Source organism: Collimonas rhizosphaerae, from assembly GCF_038896935.1.
Classification (GTDB): domain Bacteria; phylum Pseudomonadota; class Gammaproteobacteria; order Burkholderiales; family Burkholderiaceae_D; genus Collimonas; species Collimonas rhizosphaerae.
In genome coordinates this window covers 18,667-31,758 of sequence record NZ_JBANDC010000005.1, presented here as the reverse complement: position 1 = coordinate 31,758, position 13,092 = coordinate 18,667, and the positions used below count along the sequence as shown (strand labels likewise).

General features: G+C 59.0%; 10 protein-coding genes and 2 pseudogenes. 8 read left to right on the top strand and 4 right to left on the bottom strand.

The window, feature by feature from the left end; translation table 11 throughout:
* Positions 1–11: 11 nt before the first annotated feature.
* Positions 12–143: a hypothetical protein gene (locus V8G57_RS08300; RefSeq protein ID WP_342828964.1), complete on the bottom strand. Its 132-nt coding sequence runs from the start codon at positions 141–143 to the stop codon at positions 12–14.
* A gap of 124 nt (positions 144–267) precedes the next feature.
* On the opposite strand from V8G57_RS08300, the pseudogene V8G57_RS26240 reads away from it, so the two are divergent.
* From V8G57_RS26240 to V8G57_RS08250, 8 genes and pseudogenes are all read left to right on the top strand, one after another.
* Positions 268–1,002: pseudogene (locus V8G57_RS26240) on the top strand (YadA-like family protein); the annotation flags it as partial.
* A gap of 81 nt (positions 1,003–1,083) precedes the next feature.
* A pseudogene (locus tag V8G57_RS26235) lies at positions 1,084–5,916 on the top strand (beta strand repeat-containing protein); the annotation flags it as partial.
* Entirely contained in the window at positions 5,896–6,222 is a 327-nt protein-coding gene (locus V8G57_RS26230) for a YadA-like family protein (protein ID WP_425458258.1), read from the top strand. The pseudogene V8G57_RS26235 and the gene V8G57_RS26230, both read left to right, overlap by 21 nt.
* Positions 6,223–6,299: 77 nt before the next feature.
* Positions 6,300–6,698 carry an outer membrane protein assembly factor BamE gene (locus V8G57_RS08270; RefSeq protein WP_342828962.1) on the top strand — a complete coding sequence of 133 codons (399 nt, stop codon included), beginning with the start codon at positions 6,300–6,302 and terminating at the stop codon, positions 6,696–6,698.
* 121 nt (positions 6,699–6,819) lie between these two features.
* Positions 6,820–8,634: a tetratricopeptide repeat protein gene (locus V8G57_RS08265; RefSeq protein ID WP_342828961.1), complete on the top strand. Its 1,815-nt coding sequence runs from the start codon at positions 6,820–6,822 to the stop codon at positions 8,632–8,634.
* Between the two features lie 145 nt (positions 8,635–8,779).
* On the top strand, positions 8,780–9,469 hold the full coding sequence (locus tag V8G57_RS08260; protein WP_342828960.1) for a response regulator transcription factor: 690 nt from the start codon (positions 8,780–8,782) through the stop codon (positions 9,467–9,469).
* Between the two features lie 484 nt (positions 9,470–9,953).
* A complete protein-coding gene (locus V8G57_RS08255; RefSeq protein WP_092401474.1) occupies positions 9,954–10,319 on the top strand; it encodes a hypothetical protein in 366 nt (121 codons plus the stop codon).
* Positions 10,320–10,335: 16 nt separating this feature from the next.
* The gene (locus V8G57_RS08250; protein ID WP_342828959.1) at positions 10,336–10,584 is read left to right on the top strand and encodes a hypothetical protein; all 249 of its coding nucleotides are present in this window, start codon (positions 10,336–10,338) and stop codon (positions 10,582–10,584) included.
* Between the two features lie 345 nt (positions 10,585–10,929).
* Here V8G57_RS08250 and V8G57_RS08245 read toward each other — a convergent pair whose 3' ends face one another.
* From V8G57_RS08245 to V8G57_RS08235, 3 genes are all read right to left on the bottom strand, one after another.
* Positions 10,930–11,232: a hypothetical protein gene (locus V8G57_RS08245; protein ID WP_139220171.1), complete on the bottom strand. Its 303-nt coding sequence runs from the start codon at positions 11,230–11,232 to the stop codon at positions 10,930–10,932.
* Positions 11,233–11,349: 117 nt separating this feature from the next.
* Complete coding sequence (locus V8G57_RS08240) at positions 11,350–11,877, bottom strand: glycine zipper 2TM domain-containing protein (protein ID WP_092401466.1); 528 nt, start codon at positions 11,875–11,877, stop codon at positions 11,350–11,352.
* Positions 11,878–12,056: 179 nt separating this feature from the next.
* Positions 12,057–12,965 carry a LysR family transcriptional regulator gene (locus V8G57_RS08235; protein WP_342828956.1) on the bottom strand — a complete coding sequence of 303 codons (909 nt, stop codon included), beginning with the start codon at positions 12,963–12,965 and terminating at the stop codon, positions 12,057–12,059.
* Positions 12,966–13,092 lie beyond the last annotated feature (127 nt).

Genomic DNA, 13,092 nt, shown 5'->3' with positions numbered 1-13,092 from the left:
GCCAGCGGCAATTATGTTGTCGCTTCGGGCATAGGCGCCACGGCGTTGGGCGGGAATGCGGCCATGGGTGCGCGCGCGGCCGGCAGCGATTCCATTGCCATAGGCGGCCAGTCGTCGGTGGCGAGCGCCGCTAATTCCGGCATTGCCATCGGCCGGGCGGCCACAGCCAGCAGTTCTTTTGGCGTTGCACTGGGTGATTCTGCCAGCGCAGGCGGGGCCGCTGGAGTCGCCATCGGTCAAAATGCCAAGGCTTCCCTCGCAAACGATATGGCTATAGGAACGAATGCGATTGCCACAGGGGGAGGCGCTACCTCTCCTTCCGTTGCATTCGGCAATAGCGCCGCAGCTACCGGTAGCGGCTCCACGGCGTTTGGCACGTTGGCGACGGCATCGGGTGCGACTTCAGCTGCATTCGGCTATGCCGCGACGACCGGCGTCAATGCGGTAAATGCCCTGGCTCTCGGTACAAATTCCACCGCCAGTGGGAATCGCAGCGTCGCCGTCGGTTCCGGAGCCAACGCGGCCGGCGATTTTTCCTCGGCCATCGGCCGCACGACAAGTGCGACCGGAGCTGGGGCAACGGCGCTAGGCACCAATACCACTGCCGGCGCGTCAGCTGCCGCAGCCGACGCCATTGCGATCGGTGGGCAGTCCACCGTTGCTTCTACGGCCACGTCCGGCATTGCTGTCGGGCGCGGCGCCGCGGTCGGTGCTGCTTCCGGCATTGCGCTTGGCGATGCCGCCAACGCCAGCGTGGCGGGTTCGGTGGCGCTAGGCCAAGGAGCGACCACAACCGGAACCGCGTCATCCGCCACCGGCGGCACCGGCAGCGTCAGCAGCGCCACGATAGGCGGCACGACATTTGGAACGTTTGCCGGCGCAAGTTCTGCCGCCGGCGTAGTGAGCGTAGGAGCGAGCGGTTCGGAGCGCCGGATCCAGAACGTTGCCGCCGGCCTGATAGGCGCCAGCAGCACGGATGCCATTAACGGCAGCCAGCTGTATACGGTGGCAAGCACGGTGGGTTCCAATATTGCCAGCCTGTCGACGTCTACTTCGACCGGCCTGAGCACCACGAACAGCAATGTGTCTTCCTTGTCGACATCAACCTCGACCGGCCTGAGCACGACCAACAGCAGCGTTTCGTCGCTGTCGACCTCGGCTTCGACAGGCCTGAGCACCACGAACAGCAATGTGACCTCGCTGTCGACATCAACCTCGACCGGTTTGAGTACGACCAACAGCAGCGTTTCGTCGCTGTCGACCTCGGCTTCGACAGGCCTGAGCACCACGAACAGCAATGTGGCCTCGCTGTCGACATCAACCTCGACCGGCCTGAGCACGACCAACAGCAGCGTTTCGTCGCTGTCGACTTCAACCTCGACCGGGATCATTTCCTTGTCAACCGGCATCAGCACAGTGAAGTCCAATGTGGATGCGCTGGGGACCAGCACTGCAGCCGGCCTGGGTGGTGGCGCCACCTATAATTCGGCGACCGGCACGGTCAGCGCGCCGTCCTATACCACCTACAATGCAAACGGCACTACCGCCACCGCCAATAATGTCGGTTCGGCGATCGACAACATCAATAGCCAGGGCATCAAGTACTTCCATGCCAATTCGACCGGAGCAGATTCGAAAGCGACCGGAACCGACGCTGTTGCCATTGGCCCCAATGCCGTGGCCGCCACGAACAATTCGGTGGCGCTGGGTGCGAATTCGGCAACCGCTGCTGCCGTACCGGTCAGTTCGGCCACCGTTGGCGGCACCACGTTTGGCACGTTCGCCGGCAATGCGCCGGTGGGCGTCGTCAGCGTTGGCTCTGCCGGCGCTGAGCGCCAGGTAACCAATGTCGCTGCCGGCCAGATCTCCGCGGCCAGCACCGATGCCATCAATGGCAGCCAGTTGTATGCGGTGGCAGGCAAGCTGGATACTGCTGTCAGTGGCATATCGTCCCTGTCTACCAGCGTCAATTCGTTGTCGACCTCGACCTCAACCGGCTTGAGCACGGCCAACAGCGGCATTTCATCGCTGTCGACGTCGACTTCAACCGGTCTGAGCACAACCAACAGTAGCGTTTCGTCGTTGTCGACTTCGACTTCAACGGGTTTGAGCACGACTAACAGCAACGTAGCATCGTTGTCGACGTCGACCTCCACAGGCTTGAGCACGACTAACAGCAACGTGACTTCGTTGTCGACCTCAACCTCGACTGGTTTGAGTACGACTAACAGCAGCGTGGCATCGTTGTCTACCTCGACCTCGACTGGCATTACATCGTTGTCGACTGGCCTGAGCACAACCAACAGCAACGTGGCCTCGTTGTCCACTTCGACTTCGACGGGTTTGAGCACGACGAACAGCAGTGTGGCGTCGCTGTCTACCTCGACATCGACCGGCATCACGTCGTTGTCGACTGGCCTGAGTACAACCAACAGCAACGTGGCCTCGTTGTCCACTTCGACTTCGACGGGTTTGAGCACGACGAACAGCAGTGTGGCGTCGCTGTCTACCTCGACATCGACCGGCATCACGTCGTTGTCGACTGGCCTGAGCACAACCAACAGCAACGTGGCCTCGTTGTCCACTTCGACTTCGACGGGTTTGAGCACGACGAACAGCAGTGTGGCGTCGCTGTCTACCTCGACATCGACCGGCATCACATCGTTGTCGACTGGGCTGAGCACAACCAACAGCAACGTGGCCTCGTTGTCCACTTCGACGTCGACGGGTTTGAGCACGACGAACAGCAGGGCGGCATCGCTGTCTACCTCGACATCGACCGGCATAACATCGCTGTCCACCGGCCTGAGCACCACCAACAGCAACGTGACCTCATTGTCGACATCAACCTCCACGGGCTTGAGCACGACCAACAGCAACGTGACTTCATTGTCGACTTCGACCTCAACTGGCCTGAGCACGACTAATAGCAGCGCGGCATCACTGTCGACGTCAACTTCGACCGGCTTGAGCACGACTAATAGCAACGTGGCATCGCTGTCGACCTCAACATCGACCGGCGTCACATCACTGTCGACCGGCCTGAGCACTACCAACAGCAACGCGGCTTCGTTGTCGACTTCAACCTCGACAGGTTTGAGCACAACGAATAGCAGCGTTGCGTCGCTGTCGACCTCGACATCGTCTGGCATCACATCGTTATCGACCGGTATCAGCACAATACAGACCAATACAAATGCCTTGGGCAACAGTACAGCCTCTGCGCTCGGCGGCGGCGCGTCTTACGATCCGGCGACCGGCGCGATCAGTGCGCCGTCTTACACCATGTACAACGCCAATGGCACTACCAGCACGGTGAATAATGTTGGCGCCGCGATCGATAGCATCAACAGCCAAGGCATCAAATACTTCCATGCCAATTCGACCGGCGTCGATTCGATAGCCAGCGGTACCGACGCTGTCGCCATTGGCACCGGCGCCGTCGCCGTCGATAACAATGCCGTGGCTTTGGGTGCGAATTCCGTCACCGCGGCGCCGAATCCAACCGCGAGTGCCGTGATTGGCGGACAGACCTACAATTTTGCCGGAGCCAACCCTGCCAGCGTGGTAAGCGTGGGTGCGCCAGGATCGGAGCGTCAAGTTACCAATGTGGCTGCAGGCCAGATCAGCGCTGCCAGCACCGACGCCATCAACGGCTCACAGCTTTACGCAACCAATACTGCGCTGACTTCGCTGTCTTCGTCGGTCGGTTCGGTCACTTCGCAGCTTGGTTCGCTGTCGACCGGCTTGAGCACCACCAACAGCAATGTCAATTCGTTGTCCACCTCGACTTCAACCGGCTTGAGCACGGCCAGCAGCAGTGTGGCATCGCTGTCGACTTCGACATCGACGGGTTTGAGCACGACCAACAGCAATGTGGATTCGCTTTCTACCTCGACTTCGACTGGTCTTAGCACGACCAACAGCAACGTGACTTCGTTGTCGACTTCAACTTCGACTGGTTTGAGTACAACCAACAGCAACGTGGCATCGCTGTCAACGTCGACTTCCACAGGCCTGAGCACGACCAACAGCAACGTGACTTCGTTGTCGACTTCAACTTCGACTGGCTTGAGTACAACCAACAGCAGCGTGGCTTCGCTGTCAACCTCGACATCGACGGGCTTGAGCACGACGAACAGCAATGTGGATTCGCTGTCTACCTCGACGTCAACGGGTCTCAGCACAACCACCAGCAGCGTGGCGTCGCTGTCAACCTCGACTTCGACGGGCTTGAGCACGACGAACAGTAATGTGGATTCGCTGTCGACCTCGACGTCAACCGGTATCAGCACAGCCACCAGCAGCGTGGCGTCGCTGTCAACGTCGACTTCGACCGGCTTGAGCACGACCAATAGCAATGTCGACTCCTTGTCGACCTCAACGTCAACCGGTCTCAGCACAACCACCAGCAGTGTGGCATCGCTGTCAACCTCGACATCGACGGGCTTGAGCACGACGAACAGCAATGTGGATTCGTTATCGACCTCGACGTCAACCGGCCTGAGTACAACCAACAGCAGTGTGGCGTCGCTCTCAACGTCTACGTCTACCGGCTTGAGCACGACCAACAGCAACGTGGATTCGCTGTCGACCTCGACGTCAACCGGTCTCAGCACAACCAACAGCAGTGTGGCATCGCTGTCGACCTCGACCTCGACGGGCTTGAGCACGATAAGCAGCAATGTCGATTCACTGTCGACCGGTCTGAGCACTGTAAACAGCAGTGTGGCATCGCTGTCGACCTCGACTTCGACTGGATTGAGTACGACCAACAGCAATGTAGATTCCTTGTCGACCTCGACGTCAACCGGTCTCAGTACAACCAACAGCAGCGTGGCGTCGCTCTCAACGTCTACGTCTACCGGCTTGAGCACAACCAACAGCAACGTGGATTCGCTGTCGACCTCGACGTCAACGGGCCTCAGCACAACCAGCAGCAGCGTGGCGTCGCTGTCAACGTCGACCTCGACTGGCTTGAGCACGACCAACAGCAATGTCGACTCCTTGTCGACCTCGACGTCAACCGGCCTCAGTACAACCACCAGCAGCGTGGCGTCGCTGTCTACATCGGCCTCGACCGGACTGAGCACGACCAACAGCAGCGTGGCATCGCTGTCGACCTCGACTTCGACTGGATTGAGTACGACCAACAGCAATGTGGATTCCTTGTCGACGTCGACGTCAACCGGGCTCAGCACAACCAATAGCAGTGTGGCGTCGCTGTCAACGTCTGCCTCTACCGGTTTGAGCACGACCAATAGCAGCGTGGCGTCGCTGTCAACTTCGACGTCGACCGGCCTGAGCACGACCAACAGCAACGTAACATCGCTGTCGACCTCCACCTCGACCGGAATTGCTTCGCTGTCGACTTCGACTTCAACCGGCCTGAGCACGACCAACAGCAACGTAACATCGTTGTCGACATCGACTTCGACCGGCATCACTTCGCTGTCAACCGGGCTGAGTACTATCAACAGCGGTGTGACGGCGCTGGCGACCTCGGCTTCCACCGCAATTGCGGCTGCCAGGTCGCCGATTGCTTCCAGTGAAGGCAACGTGTTTGCCGGCGCTGTCGGCGGAGCAGGGTCCAATTCGCTGGCGGTAGGCACCAACGCAGTCGCTACCGGCCAGAATTCGACCGCGGCAGGCCAGGGTTCGGTGGCCAATGCTGCCGGCGCAACCGCGCTGGGCGCGGCTGCTACTGCAACTGCGGCCAATGCCACGGCAGTTGGCGCGGGGGCGCAAGCGACGGCAAGCAATTCGGTTGCGGTGGGCGCCAATTCGGTAGCGAACGAAGTCAACACGATGTCGGTAGGTTCCGCCGGCAACGAGCGCCGCGTCACGAATGTCGCTGCGGGGGTCAATCCTACCGACGCGGTCAATGTCTCGCAGATGAATGCAGGAATTGGCAATGCCGTGACGCAATCGAACCAGTACACCGACAGCCGTGTCCAGGGCCTGCAGAATACGGTCGATTCCAATCGGCATGACGCCGACGGCGGCACTGCCGCGGCGATGGCTGTTGCCGGATTGCCGCAGCCAACCTCGCCCGGGAAGAACATGGTGTCGCTGGCGGGCAGTACTTATCAAGGGCAGACCGGACTGGCGCTGGGCATATCGACGGTTTCCGAAAATGGACGCTGGGTCTATAAGGCTGCCGCAACATCGAATAGCCGCGGCAAGACGGGAGCCGTGGTAGGCGCCGGCTTCCAGTGGTAACGATGAAAGCCATGGCTTGCGCCGAATCGGACAAGCCATGGCGTCAAGCAGCTCAACGCGTTTGCAGGAAGAAAAAGATGAAACAACAATCGAACACGCTGCGCGGCATGCGCACAGCTGCATTCGCAGGCGCGCTGTTGACGGCCGCTTGCGCTGCATCGGCGCAAGATGAAGCCGTCAGTTTCCCGGATCCTGCCTCTGCCTATCTGCAGGAAGGCAGTTTCGTATCGCTTGAAAACCTGCGCAATGTCGCTCCCGGCCTGACAAAAAACCAGGTGCGTGAATTGCTGGGATCGCCGCACTTCAGCGAAGGCGTTTTTGGCGTGAAGACCTGGAACTATATTTTCCATTTCCGGCGCGGCGGCCAGATCGTCACGTGTCAATACCAGGTGCAATACGACGACGGCAAGCTGCTTCGCAGCACTTACTGGAATCGGCAGGAATGCGAAGATATTGCAAAAACAGGTACGCCTTGATTCACATTTTCAAAAAACCGGAGTGGCGATCCGGCGGATTCATGAGCACGAAGCGGATTGCCGGCCGGGGTAGGCATTGAACGTTTCCTGCCGGCCTGCGATAAGCCGTTCCCTCGGATTTATGAACGATACCGCTGCCTTTCCTGCCCTTGTTGATGCATTTCTCGAGTGCGGCGATCTGATCGCCGCGGCGCAGGCCATCGCGCAATGGCAGGCAATATCTCCTGGCGATCCGCAAGCGGGTTTGCGCCTGAGCCAGGTATTGCGCTTGCGCGGACGTCATGACGAAGCGGCCGGCACGCTGGAAGGCGTGCTGGCGAGCGCGCCTGGATTTGCAGGCGCCATGCTCGACCTGGCCCGGCTGAATAGAGAATTGGGCCGTCCTGAAGACGCCCGCATATGGTATGAGCGCGCGCATCTGGCGCAGCCGGAAGCTGCGAGCTGGCGGGAAGAGTGGGTCAATGTCCTGCTTGCGCTGGGACGGATTGAACAGGCCAGGGAAGTCGCGCAGTATCTTTGCGAGCGGGCGCCGGAAATTGGCATGAACTGGTTCTTGCTCGGCCTGGTGCTGCACAACCGGCGCGACTATGCGGCCGCACTCGATGCTTACCGCCATGCCGGCGAACTGGATCCGTCTTTGCCTATGCTGCGTAACAACACAGCGGCGATATGCATGGAGACAGGAAACTACGACGAAGCCAAGCGGCTGCTGGACGATGCAATTCGCGACGCGCCCGACAATGCGCTGGCCTGGACCAACCTGTCCGATGTCTATCTGAGATACCGGCAACTGGATGCGAGCTTGATCGCGGCTGAACGCGCGCGTGCGCTGGCGCCGGATTATCCGGTCGCGATGCAGGCTTATTCGAATGTCCTGAAAGAGCTGCAATGCTGGGACAACGCCCAGGCAATGGCGGAACGCGCCGTCCATTGCGCTCCCGGGAATGCGGGGGTCACCTGGTCGCTGGCCATGATCCAGCTGCTGCGCGGAGACTATCGCCTAGGCTGGATCAATTACGAAGCGCGCTGGGCCGGATCGCAGGAAATGCGCGATCTGAAGCATGGCATCGCCAAGCCGCAATGGCAGGGCCAGGACCTGGCCGGCAAGACGCTCTTCGTCTGGGGCGAACAAGGATTCGGCGATGCCATGCAGTTCGTACGGTTCCTGCCGCAGATCGCCGAGCGCGTAAAGCAAGGCGGGGGCCGGCTGATTTATTGCTGCTTCGCTGAGCTGGTTTCCCTGTTCAGCCGGACGATGGACATGCATGCGGAGGAGATTGTTCCGCACGATACCCAGTCCTTGCCTGAGTTTGACTATCACCTGCCGCTATGCAGCCTGCCGTTGGCGCTTGGCATTACCCTGGAAGATCTGGGCCGTGACATACCCTACCTGAAGGCTGATGCGGCGCTGGCGGCGCAATGGCGGCAGCGTCTCGGCGGGCACGACAAGCTCAGGGTCGGGCTGGCCTGGAGCGGCAGCCGCACGCATCAGCGCAATCCGCTGCGGGCGATCGACGTCCGGTCCTGCGCGCAAGCATTCGGGGCGATGCCGGAAATCGATTTTTACAATCTCCAGCTGGAAGCGCCGGAAGAAGTCGCGCTGGCCAGGGGCACGGGCCTTGAACTGGTCGACCATAGCGCTGAATTCATCTCGTTCGACGATACCGCGGCAATGATGTGCAATCTTGACCTGGTCGTCACCGTCTGCACTTCGGTGGCGCACCTCGCTGGCAGCCTTGGCGTGCCGGCCTGGGTGCTGCTCGATGTCAATCCCGGCTGGCTGTGGCTGCTGGAAAGGACCGACAGTCCATGGTACCCGGCGACCAGGCTGTACCGGCAACAACGCTACGGCGAGTGGGATCCGGTGCTGGCCCAGGTTGCCGGCGACCTGCGTGCGCTGGCGGCGCAGCGAAGTCCGGCGCCAATTCTGGAGTGATTCAACCCGGCGCGAAAACACTTCCGCATGACATTTATCGATCATTGATCGCCGCTGTTTAAACATCATCGTCAAATACTTTGTTTTTTCGTATTTCCAGCGTCTGCCAATCCACCGACAATAGGCGCGGAGATATTAGAACGATATGAAAATAGCAGTCCTTGACGACGATCCCAGCCAGGCCGGTTTAATTTGCGAAATACTTACCGCCTGCGGACACGTTTGCCACGCGTTCAGGAACGGCAAGGAGATCCTGGTCCAGCTGGATAAGGAACGTTACGACATGCTGATCCTGGATTGGCAGGTTCCGGACCTGAGCGGGCTGGAAGTGCTGCGCTGGGTGCGGAACAAGCTTTCCGTGACGCTGCCGGTCCTGTTCGTCACCAGCCGTTCCGGTGAAGACGACATCGTTGAAGCCTTGGACGCCGGCGCCGATGACTACATGGTCAATCCGATCCGTCCCGGCGAATTGACGGCGCGCGTGCAGGCCATGCTGCGGCGCGCGTATCCTGCCCAAGGCATAAGCCGGAATATGGTATTCGGCGATTATGCATTCGAGATGCGTTCCGGCCTCCTGACACTGGCCGGCAAGCCGATCGATGCGACGCAAAAGGAATTCGAGCTGGCGCTATTCTTCTTCAACAATATCGATTGCCTGCTTTCGCGCGCGCAGATTCTGGAAGTAGTCTGGTCGCGCGATATCAATACCCCGTCCCGCACCATCGACACGCACGTTTCACGCATACGCAGCAAGTTGCAGCTGCGGCCGGAAAACGGCTACCGGCTGCATTCGGTCTATGGGGGCGGCTACCGCCTGGAGCGTGTGCCGCGATAGCTGATGGCGCCCAAGACAAACCGGCGATGCCGGCAGGAAAATAATCGACCACTCTAAAAAATCCAGATACACGATGATCGTGGCGCTATTGCGGCGATTGTGATTGCACGTGTGCGCCAGGCGTAAGTAAATCGTGAGGTAACAATCGCGATTTCCTTGAAGCCGGACAACCTGGTTGAGGGCGGTAATGCATGGAATGGGACGTGTCGCGTATTTAATAGTTAAACATTGTTATTTCATCGAGCTTCTTGGATTCCACTGTCAACTGCGATCAAGCGCTTTCCGTTTTTGAAAAGCCAGGCCGATGGATAACCGTGAAAAATTTTCGCGGCGTTTGCCAGGGTAGCTTTTCGAACGCTCTGCCGCGCTGCCCGGGCCGATGCATGGCGTCTTGGTACGGAACGGACGCGAGAGCGGGAGTCTTTATCTGATTCCGCTGGCGCAACCGAAGATGTTTTTGTTACAGCAGGGAAAACAATTAATAATGAACAGCACCACTGTCCCAGATGTGCGCACCAGCATCAAACTCAACGAGCAGGCAACTTACGATCCGAATCGTCTGCTTGATGCATTGATCGAAAAGCTTGATTTGAAAAATGACGCGGCATTGGCGTACTTGCTCGAAGTCGGGCCGCCGGTCCTCAGCTACATCCGCCATCGCCGTTTCCCGGTAGGTGCAATGCTGCTGATCCGGATGCACGAGGTGAGCGATCTGAGCATCCGCGAGTTGCGTGCCCTGATGGGAGATCACCGTGAGAAATTCTGCCGCAGCAACAAGCAGGCCAGGCCGGAAAAAAATGGACCCGGGAAATTTCCAATGATCGAAAATATGGAAAGCGGTGAATTGTGATTTTTAAGATTGCGGAATGAATCGATCCCGTTCGCAAAACACGGCAGGAAAGATTGCCGTGTTTTTCAGGAGTTGCGTTCAGGGGACGATTGGGGCTGGCGGCGTGGGTGGCGTTGGACGGCCGCAGTTCTTTGACGGCGCCGGGCGGCAGCTTTTGAAAAAATTGCTGAAACAGTTGCTGAACCAATTGAACAGGCAACAACCGCCGCTTACTTCATCGATTTCTTTCATGGACAACTGCTGGATAGCCATATTCGCTCCTTAAGATTAAGAAAATGCTGCTTGCGGCGCCTTGGCCGCGTAGCAAACCAAACGCGCAATAACATCGAATTTCAGGCCGTGTCGAGATGCTAAAAAATCAATTGATTATTGCAGCGGCATTATTAACGCCCAGCCCTTGAAGTGGCAATCTGAAAATTATAAAAATAACAATTGTTGACAATTTCTTACTTGAAAGATCGAGAGTCGCCCACTGCGGCAAGCGGCGGCGGCGCAGCAATCCTCTGCCCCGCAACGCTCCCGGCAAGCGCCAAAAACCGGAAAGGCCGCATATGCGGCCTTTCCGGTCCCCCTGCTTGCGCGAAACTGCCTTGATCGCGCTTGGTGAGTTCTATCTGCGGCTGGTCATTTCGCGCGCACGTTGCATGTCGCGGTCGAAATTCATGCGGGCTTCCTTGCGGCAATCGCCGGCTGCACGCCCGCGCAGCGCGCGGCAATCGTTGACGGCTTGCGCATAGGCGTTGGTATTTTCCTTTTTCATGGTCTGGAAACGGGCTTGCGGCGTCCGGTCTTCCACCCGCCAGCGCGGCGGGTCTTTGTATTGCACGTTTTCCTCAGCTGCGTTGGCATGCAGCGCAAAGGCGTTGGCGGCGATAAAGAGCGACAGCCACAGCGGTTTAAGTTGCATGTTCATGATGCCTCCTTGTTTTTTTGCATCCGGCAGGCGCCGGATGCCAACCACCAGCCAGGCATGGCCCGGAAAAGCAGAACTGCGGCCGCCGGGCTGCCTCACGCAAATCGCCGCGCGCTATCAGTAACGGGAAATCTGGCCGTTATCGACCCGCACCCGGTCGCCAACCCGCAGGTCGCCCGGATTGCTGACGCTGATGGTTTGATAGCCGTTGTTATTCATGCGTATGCGCACGTTGTAAGAAGTGGAGCCGGGACTGTTGCGTGCTTCAAGCTGGTTGCCGACTACCGCACCGCCGACTACGCCGGCGATAGTCGCCAGGGTATTGCCATTGCCGTGGCCGACCTGGTGGCCGACCACGCCGCCCAGCACGCCGCCCACGACCGCGCCGCCTATGCCTTGGCTAGGAGTGTTGACTACATCGATGGCGTCGACCACGCCCAGGTTGTCCCGGTAGTTTTGCTGGTAGCCCTGGTTTTGCTGATAAGCAGGGTAGGTCTGCGGCGGCGGATTGCTGTAACCCTGGTTGCCGTAGCCCTGGCTGCCGTAACCTTGTCCGCCATAAGGCGCCGCACAGCCGCCGAGCAGGAGCGTGCCCCCGATGGCTGCTGCCAGCATGGCTTGTTGAGTTGTTTTGCGGATTGTCATAGCTGCCTCATTGTGTTGGTTGGTGTATTCAGTGTAGTACTTCGCAGTAGTTGCATATGTGCGGTTGACTACACTAAAACGATACAGCGATCGGCTCGGTTGACCGGTTCGCGGCAGGCGGGCGAGATTGTTACGGAACTTACATTTCGGCAATCAGTCTTGTTTTCCGGCACGAACTTTCAACCCTTGCTCCAGTAGTCCGGCTGCGCATAAATCGATTTCAGGCGATCGATGAAGAAACGCACCTTGGCCGGCAGGTGGCGCTGTTGCGGATAGACCGCCATGATGTCGTAATGCGGCAGCGCAAACTCGTCCAGCACCGTCAGCAGTTCGCCCGAGGCCAGCTGCGACTCGATTTCCCAGGTTGAGCGCCAGCCCAGTCCCAGCCCTTCGCTGACCCAGCGGTGCAGCAGTTCGCCGTCGTTGCAGTCGAGGTTGCCGGCGGTCTTGATGATCACCGGCTTGCCGCCCTGCTGGAAATACCAGCCGCGCTGCTGGCCGCCCTGCAGGTTGAAGGACAGGCAGTTGTGGTTGGCGATGTCTTCCAGCGTCTTGGGAATGCCGTTGCGATGAAAGTACTCCGGCGTGCCGCACACCACGCGGCGGTTGCTGGCCAGCTTGACCGCGACGAAATTCGGATCGATGGAGCCGCCGATGCGGATGCTGATGTCGTAGCCTTCGCGCACCAGGTCGACCACGCGGTCGGTCAGGTTGAAGGAGATCTGCACTTCCGGATTGGTGGCGATGAAAGCCGGCGCATGCGGCGCCACATGCTTGCGGCCGAATGCCGCCGGCGCCGACACCACCAGGTGGCCGGTAGCCTTGTGCCGGCCCTCCGAGATGATCTTCTCGGCGATATCCAGCTCGGTCAGCAGCTTGCGGCAATGGTCGAGGAACACCGTGCCTTGCTCGGTCAAGGTCAGGTGGCGGGTAGTGCGGTGCATCAGCTTGGTGCCCAGCCGTTTCTCCAGGGCGTCTATGCGCCGGCCCAGCATCACCGGCGTGATGTTCTGCTCCAGCGCGGCGCTCGCCAGGCTGCCTTTCTCGACCACGCTGACGAAAGCTTCAATCTGCTTGAGTTTGTCCATGTCTCTTCCATATTTCGTTTTTTTCTAGTATTCCATACTTGGTGTATCGAATAAAGCGATTGTTTGTGTTCTTATCAAACAATATGTTTGGTTATAGCATGTGCTTCATCCACTCGGCAGTCTTCAG